The 18,370-nt window shown below is 47.2% G+C and carries 10 protein-coding genes; 2 read left to right on the top strand and 8 right to left on the bottom strand.

The genetic code is table 11. From position 1 onward, the window contains the following. Positions 1–227: 227 nt before the first annotated feature. From L2713_RS18275 to ampD, 7 genes are all read right to left on the bottom strand, one after another. Positions 228–4,700, bottom strand: a complete 4,473-nt coding sequence (locus L2713_RS18275; protein ID WP_248968869.1) for an EAL domain-containing protein — start codon at positions 4,698–4,700, stop codon at positions 228–230. Positions 4,701–4,837: 137 nt separating this feature from the next. Further along, entirely contained in the window at positions 4,838–6,265 is a 1,428-nt protein-coding gene (gene lpdA, locus L2713_RS18280) for a dihydrolipoyl dehydrogenase (RefSeq protein ID WP_011627382.1), read from the bottom strand. Positions 6,266–6,414: 149 nt separating this feature from the next. After that, positions 6,415–8,430 carry a pyruvate dehydrogenase complex dihydrolipoyllysine-residue acetyltransferase gene (gene aceF / locus L2713_RS18285; RefSeq protein WP_248968870.1) on the bottom strand — a complete coding sequence of 672 codons (2,016 nt, stop codon included), beginning with the start codon at positions 8,428–8,430 and terminating at the stop codon, positions 6,415–6,417. Positions 8,431–8,442: 12 nt separating this feature from the next. Further along, positions 8,443–11,109, bottom strand: a complete 2,667-nt coding sequence (gene aceE, locus L2713_RS18290; protein ID WP_011621230.1) for a pyruvate dehydrogenase (acetyl-transferring), homodimeric type — start codon at positions 11,107–11,109, stop codon at positions 8,443–8,445. 80 nt (positions 11,110–11,189) lie between these two features. Continuing rightward, positions 11,190–11,942 (bottom strand): pyruvate dehydrogenase complex transcriptional repressor PdhR, encoded by a 753-nt coding sequence (pdhR, locus tag L2713_RS18295; protein WP_011070781.1) that lies wholly within the window; start codon positions 11,940–11,942, stop codon positions 11,190–11,192. A gap of 637 nt (positions 11,943–12,579) precedes the next feature. Beyond that, a complete protein-coding gene (gene ampE, locus L2713_RS18300) occupies positions 12,580–13,431 on the bottom strand; it encodes a beta-lactamase regulator AmpE (RefSeq protein ID WP_011627384.1) in 852 nt (283 codons plus the stop codon). Between the two features lie 77 nt (positions 13,432–13,508). Then, complete coding sequence (ampD, locus tag L2713_RS18305; protein ID WP_248968871.1) at positions 13,509–14,048, bottom strand: 1,6-anhydro-N-acetylmuramyl-L-alanine amidase AmpD; 540 nt, start codon at positions 14,046–14,048, stop codon at positions 13,509–13,511. A gap of 250 nt (positions 14,049–14,298) precedes the next feature. Here ampD and nadC point away from each other — a divergent pair, with 250 nt between their 5' ends. Both nadC and L2713_RS20560 read left to right on the top strand, forming a co-directional pair. Continuing rightward, the gene (nadC, locus tag L2713_RS18310; RefSeq protein ID WP_088211949.1) at positions 14,299–15,180 is read left to right on the top strand and encodes a carboxylating nicotinate-nucleotide diphosphorylase; all 882 of its coding nucleotides are present in this window, start codon (positions 14,299–14,301) and stop codon (positions 15,178–15,180) included. A gap of 1,257 nt (positions 15,181–16,437) precedes the next feature. After that, positions 16,438–16,806 (top strand): prepilin-type N-terminal cleavage/methylation domain-containing protein, encoded by a 369-nt coding sequence (locus L2713_RS20560; protein WP_283105345.1) that lies wholly within the window; start codon positions 16,438–16,440, stop codon positions 16,804–16,806. A gap of 56 nt (positions 16,807–16,862) precedes the next feature. On the opposite strand, the gene L2713_RS18320 is transcribed toward L2713_RS20560, so the two are convergent. Further along, positions 16,863–18,221, bottom strand: a complete 1,359-nt coding sequence (locus L2713_RS18320; protein WP_248968872.1) for an O-antigen ligase family protein — start codon at positions 18,219–18,221, stop codon at positions 16,863–16,865. Between the last annotated feature and the right edge of the window lie 149 nt (positions 18,222–18,370).

An 18,370-nucleotide genomic window follows, 5' to 3' on the forward strand; every position in this document is an offset into this window, starting at 1 on the left:
GGGCTACTTTTTATTGGATAAAAAATTCAACTTATCTTAACAAATTTATTGATTTAACCGTCAGCGATATTTTATCTGAACCGATGAGTGATTAAGGGATACAAAATAAACCGCATCATCTTATCCTTGAGTTAAACCACAGGCTAAATACGGCAAACGCAGCTCAAAATAACAACAAAGGGCCCGCAAGTAAAAATACCCACGGGCCCGATGAAATACACAATCTCTTAAGAGCCAAGCACGCTCTTTTTCAGTAAATATCGCTCGAACTCGACCACAGACATAGGTTTGGCAAAGTAATAGCCCTGCACAATGTAACAGCCGCGGCTAAAGACCTGCTCCAATTGCTCAACGGTTTCGACCCCTTCGGCCACCACGGTTAATTTCAAGTTGCGGGCCAACTCAATAATACTGCTGACAATGGCCTGATCCGCAGAGTTGGTGGCGATATCAATTAAGAAGGAGCGATCAATCTTCAAGGTATTCACATCAAAATGACGTAAGTAAGCTAACGAAGAATACCCAGTACCGAAGTCATCGATGGCCACTTCAATTCCCAACTCTTTAAGCTGAGTCAGATGGGTTTTCGCCGCTTGCACTTCCTTCATTAGCACCCCTTCGGTGATTTCTAACCCGAGGGATGAGGTCGGCATTTGTGTATCGGCCAAAATTTTCTTTAACCCATCAATAAAGTCAGGTTGACGGAAATGCACCGCCGAAATATTCACCGACAATTTAAACGGAGTGTTGCAATGTTTCACCCATTTAGCGCCGTCCAAGCAGGCTCGGCGGAATACCCAGCGGTCGATTTCAACCACTAAACCACAGGCTTCGGCGACCTTAATAAAAATATCGGGACGGATATAACCTTCCTTCGGATGACGCCAACGAATTAAGGCTTCCATCCCAATAAATTTATCGCCCCGCAAAATATCAATCTGCGGCTGATAATAGAGTTCAAACTCTTCCCGCTCGATGGCCTTACGTAAATCAGCTTCCAAGCGTAAATGGTATAAGGCTTGGGCATTACGCTCCGACGAATAATATTTAAAGTTGCCACGCCCCTCTTCTTTAGCGTGGTACATGGCAAGATCAGCATTTTTAATAAAGGCTTCGGGCTGCACCGCATCGTCGGGCCAAATACTGATACCGATACTGGTGGAGATATAAAACTCGCGACCAAACAATTTAAATGGCGCCACAATTTGCGCGAGTAACCGCTCGGCAATGTGGTTTATCTCATTTAAGTTATTGGCATTTCTCAGCAGGATCACAAACTCATCGCCGCCAAAACGACACAGCAAATGCTCACTGCCGATGCAAGACTGCAAGCGGTTGGAGGCTTCGACCAGCAAGGCATCGCCCATGCTGTGGCCGTAGGAGTCGTTTACATGTTTAAAGCGGTCGAGATCGAGGAATAAAAGCGCCAGCTTTTCACCACTCTGCTGCGCGGTCTGAATCGATTGCAATAACCTGCTCGAAAACAGTGAGCGGTTTGGCAGCCCAGTTAACACATCATAATTCGCCAATCGTCTCAGGTCCGCCTCGGTACGTTTTCGCTCGGTAATATCCGAAAAGACAATTACATAGTGTACTGAGCTATCACTCGTCGACTGCATCACCGAGACGTTAAGCCATACGGGGCAAACCAGCCCATTCTGCCCCACTAACTCACGCTCACCCGTCCATGAATTGTCTTGGCCGAGCAACTGATGCACTTCGGTCGAGAGACCATCCTTCATTTGCACGAATTGAGAAAATGATTGTCCCACGAGGTCATGCTGCTCAGAGCCAATAATTTGCTGCGCCGCATGGTTCGCCACCCGAATATTTTCATCCACATCCAAGATCAACACCCCTTCTGAGGTGTTCTCAAAGGCTTGGGCGAGAAGATTAATTTCATCCTCTAGCTGACGCTGCAGGGTAATGTCGCTATAAATCCCCGCTACCCGTTCAATCTCGTGGGTAGTGCGATTACGCGACACAGGGCGGCCCCTCACTCTTAACCAGCCCCAATTACCACTGCGGCGTTGATAACGATATTCCGCCTCAAAGCGGTCGACTTCACCCGCTAACATACTATTCCACTGACCTAAGGCTTTATCCCTATCCTCAGGGTGGACGGGGAGAGTCTCGAGGGTAACCACAATCTCATTAGCATGGTTACCCAACACGGCGCCACGGTTATCGAGGTAAAAGCTCTGGGTATCTCTATGCCATTCCCAGAGATCGGAATCGCTCCCACGCAGGGACTGACGCAAACGGTCGTCACTCTCGGTCAGCGCTTGGTTCATCGTCATAAAGGTCCTAACTTGACGCTGACGATACCAGGCCAGACTCAATGCGATGATCGAAAAAATCAGTAGCAAGATGCCCTTAAAGCCCTGAGTCAACCACCAATGCTGCTCAACATAGAAGGGATAAGCGAAGGGTTTATCCGACCAGATCCCATTCACCTGACTTAAAATCTCCAGCCCATACTCGCCCGCCGCCAGTCCAGCGAGGTTTATCTGCGACTCGCCTTGCAGCAGTACATAGTTATCTTCTTCCCCTTGGTAGCGCAGTCGATATTTAAATTGAATCGGCGAATCATCGAGATAATCGAGGTTAGTGATCTGTAAACTCACCATGTTGGCATCGGGTTTAATTACCATCATGGGCTGGGGTAATAGGGAAACTTCGGTGCTGTTATCGTAATAGACAGACACAGACTCGAGCATCACATGGTCATCGGTGATCCGGTTGACCAGCTTATCCACATCCAAATGCATGACCCCTTCCGGGGTGCCAAGATATAGACCAAACTCGGGCGAATAGAAGTAAGCTCCTTCATTCATTTCATCGGAAATCAGCCCATCGAGTTGGTTAAACATGGCGATATGGCCGGTTGCTACATCTTGGCGGATCAGTGAATCGGCGCAGGCCACCAGATTAGCTTTAGGCGTCTTTTGGATAAAAAACACTGAGCTGCAATTCACTTGCCATAGCGCAGTCAGCGAAACCAGTTCACTGCTGTTGAGGTGATACTCAAATAAGCCCTTTTCGTAGGAGCCAAACCACATCACTCCAGGTGACATTTCTTCGATATGGCTAACGGTGGGCATGGCACTCAAGCCATTGAATAGGCTTCGCTGATCGTGGAACTCATTAGCCTCATCCAGATAGCCAAAAACCCGTTTACCACCGATCCACAGCTTACCGTCGGAGGCGCGATACAAGGTTCTAATCGCCGGACGCTTGGGTTCCACGGCATCTTTAGCAAGTTTTGCAGGCTTGTCGATGTCAAAGGCCTGCGGTGCCTTTAAGCCGGGATCCCAGAAATACAGGCCAGTAGAACTGGCGATCCACACCCGCCCCTTTAACAGTGGATCGACATAAGTGCGATAAACCAGCTTGTTTTTAAATTCATCTTGGCCATTGATCCACTTTGCAAAACTCTCGCCCTTAAAGCTTGTCCTATCAACCACAAACAGGCCGCTGGTGCTTGAGATCAGCAAGTAGTGCTCGGCAAATGGGCTGATATCGTAAATGCTCTCGTGGGACAGCAAACCTTCAATCGGGATATCTATGGTTTGCTGTGTATCCTTGGCAATAAACACCACATTGGATGAGCCAAGCCAGAGTCCTTCAGGTGCCGCAAACACCGACCAAATCATGGCATCGTCCAACGCGTAGGGTTTATCCGCGGTATAGGTCTCTAAGATAAAATCGGGACGCGATGCCAGCAGCGCCAAGCCATCGCCAGAGCCACCCACCCACATCAAACCCGAATCATCGAACAGCATGGCCTTGAGGATTTCCATATTGGCCTGCTTTTTCAGCTCCTCCTGATAATTCTCAATCTGGTGAGTCTCTGGCGACCATTTCAATAGGCCAAAACGACTGGCAAACCATAGCGAGCCTTTAGGGTCTTCAACAATCACAGTGCTCCAATCGGGTAATTCAGGCACGGCCTCAAGTTGCTGTGTGCTTGGCTCGAAACGATACACGCCACGGCTCGTCGCCAACCATACGCGGTGTTTCGTATCCTCAAGCATATCGAGAATGCTTCCCATAGACTCAGTCCATGGGTATTTACTGAGGGTTTTACCTGACTTATCCAGCAGCAATAAATCAAATTGCCCAGCCAGCAGGATTTGCTCATTGGGGAGCACCAATAACTTGCGCCAAGGCAGATCGCGATTAACCGCCAGTTGAGTCACCAGAGTGAGTTCAGAAGTCGCAGGGGAATACTGATAAATCTGACCATTATCAATCAGCAATAGCCAACGCTGGGCATCCATACGCGCCGCAGACACCATGGCGCCACCGCGAAAGTGCGGGAACAAATCGGGTGAGCCAAACAGCGTAAATTGATTGCCACGGATATCGTAGAGATACAGCGCCGCGTTGGTGCTGACCAGCAGCTTGTCTTGCCCTACGTTGACCACTGAATTAAGGAAATCATCCGCAAGACGGGACTCGCTCCCCGTTTTGTCTATGCGTCTGACTTTAGAATTACTCACGCGATATAAGCCTTGCTCGGTCGCCGCCCAGACAAAACCATGGTCATCTAAGGTCAAGCCACGGATACTGGTGGCGGCTAATCCATCTCGGTCGGTGAAAACACGTTGCACAAATCCACCAGCCCAAACCATGTTCAGACCAGAGACAAAAAGGATGAAACATGCCAGAAGTGTTTTAGTTATTCTTGTTTGCATTTGACGACTTACTTCATACCATAGTTGTACTGTAGCAGTTCAAAAGCCTCAATTCACCCGCTTATTCACATTAGCGTTACAATTTTCGCAAGACAATAAAAAAGCGCCCTTAAGGCGCTTTTTGTAGCTCGGCTAAATTACTTTTTCTTTGCCTTTGGATTTGGCAAGTCAGTAATAGAACCTTCGTAGATTTCAGCCGCTAGACCCACTGACTCGTGCAGCGTTGGGTGAGCGTGGATGGTTAATGCTAAATCTTCAGCATCACAACCCATTTCGATTGCCAGACCGATTTCACCTAACAGTTCGCCACCGTTCACACCCACGATAGCACCACCGATAACGCGGTGAGTGTCTTTATCGAAAATCAGCTTAGTCATACCTTCGCTGCAATCTGAAGCGATTGCACGGCCAGAGGCTGCCCATGGGAAAGTCGCTGTTTCGTAAGCAATACCTTGCTCTTTAGCTTCTTTCTCAGTCAGACCAACCCAGGCCACTTCAGGGTCTGTGTAAGCGATTGATGGGATGACTTTTGGATCGAAGTAGTGCTTCATACCCGCGATCACTTCGGCCGCTACGTGGCCTTCGTGCACGCCTTTGTGAGCCAACATTGGTTGACCAACGATGTCACCGATTGCGTAGATGTGCGGTACGTTTGTACGTAATTGCTTGTCTACGTTGATGAAACCACGCTCATCGATCTTAACGCCCGCTTTTTCAGCGTCGATCAGCTTGCCATTTGGCGTACGGCCGATAGCCACTAACACTGCATCGTAACGTACTGGCTCAGCTGGCGCGCTCTTACCTTCCATCGAAACGTAGATACCGTCTTCACGGGCTTCAACCGCGGTCACTTTAGTTTCGAGGATCAGGTTGAATTTCTTCTTGATTTGCTTAGTGAATACGCGAACAACGTCTTTGTCAGCCGCTGGGATCACTTGGTCGAACATTTCAACCACATCGATTTCACTGCCCAGAGAAGAGTAAACAGTACCCATTTCTAAACCGATGATACCGCCGCCCATTACCAGCAGTTTGCCAGGAACTTCTTTCAGTTCTAATGCGTCGGTCGAATCCCAAATACGTGGGTCTTCATGGGGAATGAATGGCAGTTTGATTGGGCGAGAACCCGCTGCGATGATCGCTTGGTCAAACTTAACGACAGTCACAGTACCGTCTTCAGCGGTCACTTCTAAGCTGTTAGGGCCAGTAAATTTACCGAAGCCATTAACAACGTTTACTTTACGCATTTTAGACATGCCGCCTAAGCCACCAGTCAACTGGCTGATCACTTTTTGCTTGAAGCTGCGTAACTTGTCTAAATCGATTGTTGGCTCGCCGAACACAACACCGTGTGCAGCAACGGCTTTGGCTTCTTCGATGACTTTAGCAACGTGTAACAGGGCTTTAGATGGGATACAACCCACGTTCAGACACACGCCACCTAAAGTGCTAAAACGTTCAACGATAACGGTTTCCAGACCTAAGTCAGCCGCACGGAAGGCAGCAGAATATCCCGCAGGACCTGCACCTAATACCACTACCTGAGTTTTGATTTCGTTACTCATGTTTTCCTCTAATTCTCATTCAATCCGTTGGAGGAGAGTAATCCTGCCAACCGAAAATGCGCCAGCGCGTAAGGTGGGCGCATTTTAACCTGTGTTTGATACTGATCACAATAAACAAAAGGCCACTCTAGATGAGCAGCCTTATTTGTTTACAGAATCAAAGTACGAATATCGGACAGAATTCCTGACAGGGTCACGCTAAAGCGTGCAGCCATAGCACCATCGATCACGCGGTGATCGTATGATAGCGACAGTGGCAACATCAATTTAGGCTCGAACTCTTTACCATTCCATTTAGGCTTAATTTCAGATTTAGACACACCTAAAATCGCCACGTCTGGGTAGTTAACGATTGGGGTAAACGCAGTACCACCAATGCCACCTAGGCTTGAAATAGTGAAGCAGCTGCCCTGCATATCGGCAGATTTGAGCTTACCATCGCGGGCACGGACAGAAATATCGGCCAGCTCACGAGATAACTCGATGATCCCTTTCTTATCCACGTCACGTACCACAGGTACCACTAGACCGTTTGGCGTATCAACCGCCACACCGATGTGGTAGTACTTCTTCTGGATCAGTGATTCACCGTCGCTGCTTAAGCTTGAGTTGAACACTGGGAACTGTTGCAGCGTTTTCGCCACGGCTTTCATCATAAAGACCAGCGGAGTGATCTTATAATCGGCTTTTTTCTTCGCCGCCGCGTCGTTCTGCTGCTTACGGAACTCTTCCATTTCGGTGATATCAGCTTCATCGAACTGAGTCACGTGAGGAATGGTTACCCAGTTACGGTGCAGGTTTGGACCAGAGATCTTCTGGATGCGGCTCAATGGAATCTCTTCCACTTCACCAAACTTGCTGAAATCCACTTTCGGTGCAGCAATCACTTGCAGACCACCACCGTTACCCGCTGCAACTGAAGTTGCTGCTGTCGCCTTAGGACGAGACAGTTCGTACTTCACATACGCCTGTACGTCTTCCTTCATGATGCGACCTTTACGGCCAGAACCCGTCACTTGAGTGAGGTCCACACCAAATTCACGGGCCAAACGGCGAACCGCAGGAGATGCATGAACCACACCGGTTGCCACTGGCGCACCCGCACTTGGGTGATGTGGAACTGGTGGACGGCTAGGAGCTGCTGCAACAGGCGCTGGTGCCGCTTCTTGGGCAACTGGTGCTGGCGCTGCTGCTTGAGGTGCAGGAGCTGCACCAGCAGTCACAGTTTCAATCGTCGCAATCACGCTGCCTTGAGAAACCTTGTCACCCACTTTAACGGTTAACGACAACAGTTTACCGGCGAATGGCGCTGGTACTTCCATGGTCGCTTTGTCGGTTTCAAGGGTAATTAAACCTTGATCAACTGTAATGTCATCGCCCACAGACACGAGCACTTCGATCACATCGACATTGCTCGCATCGCCAATATCAGGCACTTGGATTTCTTTAACCGCAACCACTGGTGCTGCAGCGGCGACTGGAGCAACTGGCGCAGCAGGAGCCGCTTGAGCGACAGGTGCAGAGGCTGCTGGTGCGCTCGCTTGTGGCGCTGCAGCAGGTGCCACGCCGCCCACTTCGAGCATGATCACTAATGAGCCTTGAGAAACCTTGTCACCCACAGCCACTTTCACTTCTTTTACCACACCCGCGAATGGCGATGGTACGTCCATGGTCGCTTTGTCGGTTTCAAGCGTGATAAGGCCAGCGTCAACCTCAATCTTATCGCCAGCGGCAACTAAGACTTCGATAACAGACACATCGGTGTCACCACCAATATCCGGCACAGTGACTTCAACCACTTGGGTTGCGCCCGTCGCTGGCGCGGCAGCCACAGGGGCTGGAGCCGCTTGTACTGGAGCAGGTGCTGCTGGGGCTGGCGCAGGAGCGGCAGCTTGAGCAACTGGCGCAGCTTGAACATTAGCCGTGCCCGCTGCTTGCATCATCGCAATTAAAGTACCTTCGCTGACTTTGTCACCGACGGCCACTTTCAATTCGGCTAACACACCCGCGAAAGGCGCAGGAATGTCCATGGTCGCCTTGTCGCTTTCAACGGTCAGAATCGACTCTTCCGCTGCTAAGGTATCGCCCACAGAAGCACAGATTTCGATAACCTGTACTTCATCGCCGCCGATATCAGGAACAAAAACTTCTTTTAATTCAGCCATTTTTATTGCCTCTTACGCGTACTGTGGATTGATCTTGTCAGCGTCGATGCCATATTCCTTGATGGCATTCGCTAACACATCAACAGGCAGCTCTTTACGATCAACCAGTGACTTCAGTGCCGCGATAACGATGAACTTAGCGTCCACTTCGAAGTGGTGACGCAGGTTGTCACGGCTGTCTGAACGACCGAAACCGTCAGTACCTAACACTTTGTAATCGGTTGGCATATATGCACGTAACTGCTCGCCGTAGATCTTCATGTAGTCAGTCGCTGCGATTGCAGGCGCATCACTGGAGATCACTTGGCTGATATACGCTTGTTTTGGCGTTTCAGTTGGGTGCAGCATGTTCCAACGCTCAACCGCTTGACCATCGCGAGTCAGTTCGTTGAAGCTGGTTACGCTGAATACGTCGGCAGTGATACCGAAGTCTTTTGCCAGCGCTTGAGCCGCTTTGCGGGTTTGCTCAAGAATGGTGCCACAGCTCATTAACTGAACTTTGCCTTTACCCGATCCGGCAACGGTTTCTAACTTGTAGATACCTTTAACGATGCCAACTTCTGCGCCTTCTGGCATGGCTGGCTGCTCGTAGTTTTCGTTCATTGTGGTCAGGTAGTAGAAGATATCTTCTTGGTTCTCGCCGTACATACGACGAATACCATCTTGTACCACAACAGCAATTTCATAACCGTAAGTTGGATCGTAGGTAATACAGTTAGGAATGGTGTTAGCCAGTACGTGGCTGTGACCGTCCTGATGCTGTAGACCTTCGCCGTTTAAGGTTGTACGGCCAGACGTACCACCGACTAAGAAGCCGCGTGCACGCATATCACCTGCTGCCCAAGCCATGTCGCCAATACGTTGGAAACCGAACATTGAGTAGTAGATGTAGAATGGGATCATTGGCACATCGTTCACTGAGTAGCTGGTCGCTGCCGATACCCAAGATGACATAGCACCTAATTCGTTAATACCTTCCTGCAGTACTTGGCCTGACTTATCTTCACGGTAGTAAGCCACTTGGTCAGAGTCTTGCGGAACGTATTTTTGGCCTTCGTGAGCATAAATACCCACTTGACGGAACAGACCTTCCATACCGAAGGTACGCGCTTCATCAGGAATAATTGGCACAATGTTTTTGCCAATTTTCTTGTCTTTTAACAGTGCTGTCAGTACGCGAACAAACGCCATCGTTGACGAAATTTCACGGCCGTTAGAACCCTGCAGAATCGAGTCGAAAATCTTCAGTGATGGAATTTCCAGCTCTTCGCTGAACTTCTCACGACGTTGTGGCACGCTGCCATGCAGCTCGGCACGACGGCTCATCATGTACTTCACTTCTTCCGAATCTGGACCTGGGTGGTAGAACGGCAGATCTTCTAATTGATCGTCTGGAATGGGGATATTGAAACGATCGCGGAAGTAACGGATAGACTCGATACCCATTTTCTTCACGTTGTGTGCGATGTTTTTACCTTCACCCGCATCACCTAGACCATAACCTTTAACGGTTTTCGCTAGGATCACAGTTGGACGACCTTTAGTCTTACGCGCATGGTCTAATGCTGCGTACACTTTAACTGGGTCATGACCACCACGGTTTAAGCGCCAAATGTCATCATCTGACATGTTCGCTACCATTTCGGCGGTTTCCGGGTATTTGCCGAAGAAGTGTTCGCGAGTATAAGCGCCACCTTTGGCTTTACAGTTTTGGTATTCACCGTCAACGGTTTCTTCCATTAACTGCAGTAACTTACCGCTGGTATCGCGGGCCAATAATGGATCCCAATAACGACCCCAAATCACTTTCACCACTTCCCAGCCAGCGCCGCGGAATTCGCCTTCCAGTTCTTGGATGATCTTACCGTTACCGCGTACTGGGCCGTCCAGACGTTGCAGGTTACAGTTGATGATGAAGACTAAGTTGTCTAATTCTTCACGGGCAGCTAAACCAATCGCACCTAAGGCTTCTGGCTCGTCACACTCACCGTCACCTAAGAAGCAGTAAACGGTTTGATCAGAACAATCTTTCAGACCACGGTCAGTCAGGTATTTTAAGAAGCGCGCTTGGTAAATCGCTTGGATTGGACCCAGACCCATAGAAACCGTTGGGAATTGCCAGTAGTCAGGCATCAACTTAGGGTGCGGATAAGAAGATAAACCTTTGCCATCCACTTCTTGACGGAAGTTAGCCAGTTGATCTTCAGTTAAACGGCCTTCCAAGAATGAACGCGCGTAAATACCAGGAGCGATATGGCCTTGGAAATACACTAAGTCGCCGCCGTCTTTCTCGTTTGGCGCGCGGAAGAAGTGGTTGAAGCACACGTCATAAATGGTTGCGCTCGACGCGAAACTCGAAATATGGCCGCCTAACTCTAAATCTTTCTTAGAACCACGCAGAACCATAGCTAAGGCGTTCCAACGGATGATGGCGCGAATGCGACGTTCCATCTCTTGGTTGCCTGGCATGTGCGGCTCTTGACCCGCTGGAATGGTGTTCAAATAGGCCGTGGTCGCAGTGTAAGGCAAGTGCGTGCCATTGCGACGGGCTTTATCGATCAGTTTCTCTAATAAGAAATGGGCGCGTTCAGGGCCTTCCTGTTCTAATACAGCTTGCAGGGCGTCAACCCATTCCTGAGTCTCTAACGGATCTAAGTCTTGTAGCATATCTTCAGACATGACACTGTCCTTCTCTATATACATGATGATGAATGGTGTTTGCGGCATATTCCGCTTTAGCGAGTGCTAAAGTCGGGAACTTAAGCGCCACTCTTTAAACGGCGCAAACTTCGCTGCAACCGGCTATCTTCTTCCCGCACAGATAACATCACCTCTTCGATGTAACTTAAATGTTCATTCGAGGCTTCTCTGGCGGCTTCAGGATCACGACGAACGATAGCAGCGAGCAGAGCACGTCTGTGATCGTTGGCCATAGTGGAGGCTTCTTCGCGGCGGCTTAAAAGCTCCAGGTTTTGCGCCACATTCTTATGCAGCACAGGGGTTAAACTGAGTACGAGATGCAACATAGCCACATTGTGTGACGCTTCGGCGACGGCGCGATAGAAACGCACAATGGCAGCGGCTTGTTGTTCGATATTGGTGGCGGCTTCCACCTCAAGGATCATACGCTTGATATTCTGCATATCGGCGTCTGTGCCACGTAATGCGGCAAAATAGGCCATCATGCCTTCGGTAGCATGACGGAATTCCAGCAAGTCGTATTGGCTTTCTGGATCGGCAGTCATTAATTCAACGATAGGATCGGCAAGGCTCTGCCAGAGTTGTTCTTTGACATAAGTACCGCCGCCTTGACGGCGCATTAATAGCCCTTTCGCCTCAAGCTTTTGGATGGCTTCACGCAGTGAAGGGCGAGACACTTCAAACTGGATGGCCAGTTCGCGCTCCGGCGGTAATTTCTGACCCGGCTGTAAACTGCCTTCGAGGATCATCTGCTCGAGTTGCGCCATGATCACATCAGAAATTTTTGGCTGATTAATTTTACTATAGGCCATTAGGCGCTCAGCTCCGTTGTAAATTGGTCTTACCAATTTTTATGAGTGAGCGCACTTTATCAAATCGCACTTTTGATGTCTAGATTGAAAATCGACCTTAAAAGGTGATCCCATTCAAAACCGCTCACGATGTGAGAGCATAGCCTAAAAATATCACTATGGGGTCAGACCATTTGACATTGAATAGCTGATGCCAAATAAGCCTCTGAGTAAACGGCATTTTCACCGAAAGTCATTCGAAAAAACAGTCTGAGAATCCCATTTTGTGAACTCGTCAGAAGGACGTTTTACCCGCGTCCAAAAACAAAAAAGGAATTGGCCGCACTCGCAAACCAATTCCTGATTAATTCGGGCGTGTTGACGTTTCAGGGTTGTTTTTGCAGCAATTTGGCTGGCTGTTATGCAAGGCAAAGTCCGTGCAGTGTAATTATTCTACATAAACGGACGATAACGCAGTAGAAACGCCAGCCAAATGCTGCCCGAAGGGTTCGCCTGGCAAGCCCTTGCTCTTTGTCGCTCGTCATTTGAGTAGAATAACTACACTTCATTCCTCGTTTCGCGAGCACGTGCTTGCCAAAACGAACAAAATCTAATCTCGAAACGTCAACACGCCCTAACCCTAAATAATGAAGATGGGTTAGGTCACTAGACCAAAAATGGTCAACAGCGACAACACAGCAACCATCAGAGTAAAGTTGCGTTTACTTAAGACTAATAATGCTAAGGTCGATTGTACACAAACTGGTGCACTCGACTCCTCTGGCAGCGGCTGGGAGGCTAACGCCGTTTCTGTCACAACCCTTCTGGCACTCGCATTGATGTTTAAGGCATGGTCACGCCAAGCCGAGAGCCCCTCACTAAACTGACCGCTGAGCGCATAGCCAAAGGAAAATACCCGGCTCGGGATCCAATCTAGGACAAACATAATATCTTCGATAAGCGGTAGGTTAAGGGATTTACGCACATTCTCTTCGGCATAAAAACGCGCAGTGCAATATAAGACAGCGCCAACTGGGCCTAGGAAGATAAAACATAATGCCACTGCGCCGTAATAACGATAGTTAATCCAGGCAACACTCTGCCCAACCTTGGCGCCTAAGTCTTTTTCAGAGACCGCATCTAAACACTCGCTGCAATCTAATTCGGCGGCATAGTGGTAACAGGCTTGCACGTCGGAGCGACACGCCGCCTGCATATACTTTTTAAAGCTATCGCGCTGTTTTTGATGATTAAAGCAAATAATTGCCACCACCACCCACAGGGCAAGAGTTAACAGCCCCCAGAACATGCCAGAGGCAACCCAACCCAAAACATGCACAACCAAGGCTGGCAACACTAAGGCGAGCAACATACTGGTATTGGTTAACGAGGCTTTGTCACCAAAGAAAGTTGATTGATAGGATTGCAGCACGCGATCGCATTGCCACGAAGCGGGAAGGAACTTCAATCGTTCCACAAGAATGGCGACCAGTAATGAAAATAATGCCATCGGTAATACTCCTTGTAAAAAAGCCGGAAACGCTTAGGGTGATGAGAAACCTCCCCTTCGCTTACTCCTCTTTGCTGCTAGCCTAACGCGGTTAAATACCTTTCCCAGTCGAAGCTTGGTCCAGGATCCGTCTTGCGCATCGGTGCAATATCACAATGCCCTACAATCCGCTGCGCTGTTAATGCCGGATACTGCGCCAATAAGGCTAGAGTCAACTCTGTAAGCCGCAGATATTGGGCCGCAGTATAGGGCTCAGTATCTGTGCCTTCAAGCTCGATACCGATAGAGAAATCATTACAATTTTCCCTTTCTCCATAACGAGATACGCCTGCGTGCCAGGCTCTATCTTCGCAACTGACATACTGCACACATTCACCATCGCGGCGAATTAAAAAATGTGCTGACACTTGCAGCCCCGCTAAATCGGCGAAACTTTCATCGGCCTCAGTATCTAAACACCCTTGAAATAATTGATCAATATAGGGAAGTCCAAAGCATCCCGCAGGCAGGCTGATATTGTGGATCACCAACAGGCTAATTTCCCCAAATGGGCGACGGTTAAAATGCGGTGACTCACAGCGTCGAGCCGAGGAAAACCATCCGGCATCAAAGCACATAAGCTCTTCCTATATTACAGGCATAATGCCACTACTCTATCAGCATTAAGTGACTGAATATATGCAATTCAATGACAAAGGTGAAATAACCAGCCAAGCCCCAAACCATCATCAGTTAGCACGATAATCTCAATCGGCCCACTCCCTGTGCCTTTTTATCACCCGCACTAGGTGGTAATCTTAGCCCTAAATGCAAGCAAGCAATTTCAAGCACGCCATCTGTGGCATGCAAGAATGCAAGGACCCAATCATGCTAGAGAACGATATTCGCCACGCCGTAAAAACCGCCCTCAATGAAGACCTTGGTGGAACAGAGATCAATGAGCACAGCAAAGCCATTGCCTACGGCGATATTACCGCCCAACTTATTCCTGCTGATAAATATGCCGAAGCGACCTTAATCACCCGCGAAGAAGGAGTTTTTTGCGGAAAAGCTTGGGCCGAACAAGTCTTCAATCAATTAGGTGGCGAAGTCGCACTGCACTGGCATGTTGATGATGGCGATCTCGTGCTACCAAACCAAGTGTTATGTGAACTATCAGGCCCTGCCCGCACTATCCTTACGGGCGAGCGCACTGCGATGAACTTTATTCAGACCTTGTCAGGAGTGGCGACACTGACAAAACATTATGTGGATAAGTTAGCGGGCACTCACACACGCTTACTCGATACTCGCAAAACCATCCCAGGACTTCGCACAGCTCAAAAATACGCGGTCACCTGTGGCGGCGGTAAAAACCATCGAATCGGTTTGTTTGATGCCTTCTTAATTAAAGAAAATCACATTATGGCCTGCGGTGGCATTCGCCAAGCAGTGGATGCTGCGCGCAGCTTGCACCCCAATAAACCCGTAGAAGTTGAAGTTGAATCGCTAGAAGAGCTCGCATTAGCGCTTGATTCAGGCACAGATATCATCATGTTAGATAACTTTGACATCACCATGATGGTTGAAGCCGTCGAACTCAATAATCAATACAAGGCTAAAGGCAGCGGCGCCAAGCTGGAAGTTTCTGGCAATGTCACCTTAGATACCTTGGCAGAATTTGCTAAAACTGGGGTTGACTATATCTCCGTCGGCGCACTCACAAAGCACGTTCGCGCCCTCGATCTCTCACTCAGACTCAAGTCTTAGTCTCATTGGATCCAAGCTTGGGCTATCAGTAACACTTTGAGCCACTAGATATCCAACTTTGAGTAATCCAACCAAAAGCGGCTTAACACTAAGCCGCTTTTATCTACGAGTTTTATCAGCGTTTTTTTAGCTTTTCTTTACTGATTTTGTTCAAAGCCCTCTCGGCACTTATCGTGTTATTTTCTCAATATATAAAACGGCATATTGCTATAACATTTTCGTTTTACGCATTTTTTAAACACAAAAAAGCCAGCATTTTGGGGTGATAAATAGCTCACTGGAGGTAACAAGCTAGCCGCTTCCGCTATTAATTCATAAATACTGGCTAAAATAGCTTCGATATTACGCAAAATTATAAACAATAAAGACAAAGTGTTAGCCTTACACTGTCCAAAACCAGACATTGGATACAACAAAACAACACTTCAACAAATTGATTTAAAACACCTTATACGATATCCATTCCTTTTTATCAATCAAAGAGTACTAAAAGCTAATGCGTTTATCGCCAAACCTCATCTAACTCAATTATCACTAAAATCGCGTCACAGTTTTGACACAAAGCTAAACAACGCCAACATTTGTATCACTGTCAATTTTTTTGTTAGAACGCAATACGTTTTAATGTCAATTTTTTAGACAAAATAATCATTTTATTAGTGTTTTCCACCAAAAAGCAGTTCCCTTTTTTTTAACTTTGTACTAACTTTTACAGAAGTGAAAATAGCGACATGCTAGACACACTAAAGACATGGAATTTTTGTATCTCACTCACTGCATGAAGGGATACAGAAAGACAGCAAAGGATTGGCGCAAGGGATATGTGAAGTGCTTATTCATGACACATAGCTTCTTGCCAAAAGAGTTAGGTATAGTGTCTGTAACGGGTGAGATTGTTTTGGGCAAATTGAACCCTTTATGCGCGAAACCAGAGCAAGAAACCAGTGCAATTTGATGTGGCTTGCGACCTCAATAGCATATTAGCCACATTTTAAAGAGCACATTGATAGATGCAAAATGTTTGACGATACATCAAACGATGACCTATACAAGATGGTATGTTGGTAAATTGTTACATTTTAAATCGATTTATCAGCCAACATAGTATAGGCTTAACGGTTGTAAGCACTGTCCACAGTGACTAAAGCTAAAAGTAAAACAGATAAGTAAAAGTGATTGTAAAATAAACATTTTTACTTATCATTGGGTGACTACAAGTTAACTTGTTAATTAATACTGCGTAAGCTGGAGAAAGAAATGAAAGCAATGAATAAAGGTTTAAACAAGCAAGCTCAGGGTTTTACCTTGATCGAGTTAATGATTGTAGTTGCCATTATCGGTATTTTGGCTGCAATCGCACTACCTGCTTATAAAGAGTACGTCAACAAAAGTAAAGTAAATGCTTGCTTAGGTGAAGCCACTGCTTATGTAAAAGCAGCGTCTGCTGCGGTTATCGCGAATTTAGCGACTATACCAGCTCATGAATTTAAATCGTGTGCATCTGCTATTACCAAACCAACTGACTTAGCAAGTCTTACAGGTAATGCAACAACTAAAGCTCTGGATGAAACTGGTACTACAATCACCTGTGCATGGGAAACAGCAACCTGCAAAGCAGGCTCTTAATCCTATCCGTAATTACAAGCTGTAAAATTAGGCCGCTAACTTAGCGGCCTTTTAATTTAATATCCAAGTAATCCATTTAACCAAATCCGCGGAAACAGAGCAGACCGTAATGCCTCATGTTGGTAAGTGGCCAGTATTAATACACTCAGTAGCGTCACACTTACAAACACCCCAAGCCGCGCCCATATTCCAATGTTAACGGCATTCCTTGTTTGAGAGAGCATCTGCAATGCCAACACAAACACCAGCAGCAACTGTGCAAATGGCATAACGACCACCCCACTAAACAGTGAATAGCACAGGCCTGACAACAGCGCATAAACAATAGGAATAAGCACCAAATCCTCTGTTTGCTGGAGATAACGTAATCGTTTAAAAATCCAACTTCCCGCCCAAGCAATACACACCATAGCGCTTATGACGCCGTACTCATAAAGCAATTGCATTATTGAATTATGAGGATGTGCATGGGGTAACGGCTTACCTTCGGCCCATGTAAAACTCATCGGCCCAAACCCAAACCACAGGTTTTCAGGCATAGCGTGAAGCACATACAACCATAAATCTAGTCGGCCTGAACTGCCTGTACGCATCTGGAAAGTAGTATTTTCCATCAACCAGTAAGGAACCAAGATAATGAATATAAGCCAAAGGCCTATGCCTAAAAACAGGGTTTGAAACAGGGTTAGTATTAATCGCTTACGGGCGTTGATATCCACAAACCACCACAATAGGGCAGCCATGAAAGCAAGCGATAACATCGCGCCCCGCGCTTCAGTTTGTAACAACACCATCCCATGCAAAGCAACAATAGCAAATGTGACTCGTTTAAACCCTGCTAAGCTTTCAGTAAAAACAGCCAACAAAAGTAGCGGTATAACCATTACTTGCAGCTGATTAAAGAAACGGACATTTACATACCCCGAAAGCAAGCCATGGATATCGAAGCTCTGCGAGTCTGCATACGAAAAAAATAAAAATAACATATATTTAGCAAGTGTCATTATAGAAAAAAGTAATGCACTTGCATAAATTGCAGAGTATAAAGTCGCACGATTAATAGACCTAGCACAAACAGCAAACAAGTAAAAGGCCACCGCAAGTAGACCAAAGTTAACCAGTTCGACCATAGACCAAAAGGGGTGCAGACCGAAACAGGCCGACACTAGGGCCAATATCAAAAATATGAATCCTACTGCAATAGTCGCTCTTGAGAAGGTGAGCAACTCAAGATTTTTAACAAAACAAGCGCCTAATGAGGCTAACCAAATAAAACCCAGTACGAGAAAACGCTTTAGATCGTACTCATTATTAACGCCAGTAAAATAAGCAAAATCTGATGCGAATACTGTTCCCACAAAAAAAACACAGGCAAAAGTAACAAACACCGCCCATGAATAAGAACTCAATGTCATGTTCCTTCCTTTAAGTTTTTATATTAATTCAGCGTGGAACCTTGGTTCTTACAATCAGAATCGCGATTTAGTTGCAATTTAAAGTAACTATAATTTTCGAGTTCAATTTGTTACGTAACGTTTTGCAGACTAAGTATGACAAAATGCTA

The sequence above is a fragment of the Shewanella seohaensis genome (assembly GCF_023283775.1).
GTDB classification, from domain to species: domain Bacteria; phylum Pseudomonadota; class Gammaproteobacteria; order Enterobacterales; family Shewanellaceae; genus Shewanella; species Shewanella seohaensis.

Coding starts and splice junctions, on each gene's coding strand:
- L2713_RS18275 (WP_248968869.1), bottom strand. CDS start 4,700: ATGCAAACAAGAATAACTAAAACACTTCTGGCATGTTTCATCCTTTTT.
- lpdA (WP_011627382.1), bottom strand. CDS start 6,265: ATGAGTAACGAAATCAAAACTCAGGTAGTGGTATTAGGTGCAGGTCCT.
- aceF (WP_248968870.1), bottom strand. CDS start 8,430: ATGGCTGAATTAAAAGAAGTTTTTGTTCCTGATATCGGCGGCGATGAA.
- aceE (WP_011621230.1), bottom strand. CDS start 11,109: ATGTCTGAAGATATGCTACAAGACTTAGATCCGTTAGAGACTCAGGAA.
- pdhR (WP_011070781.1), bottom strand. CDS start 11,942: ATGGCCTATAGTAAAATTAATCAGCCAAAAATTTCTGATGTGATCATG.
- ampE (WP_011627384.1), bottom strand. CDS start 13,431: ATGGCATTATTTTCATTACTGGTCGCCATTCTTGTGGAACGATTGAAG.
- ampD (WP_248968871.1), bottom strand. CDS start 14,048: ATGTGCTTTGATGCCGGATGGTTTTCCTCGGCTCGACGCTGTGAGTCA.
- nadC (WP_088211949.1), top strand. CDS start 14,299: ATGCTAGAGAACGATATTCGCCACGCCGTAAAAACCGCCCTCAATGAA.
- L2713_RS20560 (WP_283105345.1), top strand. CDS start 16,438: ATGAAAGCAATGAATAAAGGTTTAAACAAGCAAGCTCAGGGTTTTACC.
- L2713_RS18320 (WP_248968872.1), bottom strand. CDS start 18,221: ATGACATTGAGTTCTTATTCATGGGCGGTGTTTGTTACTTTTGCCTGT.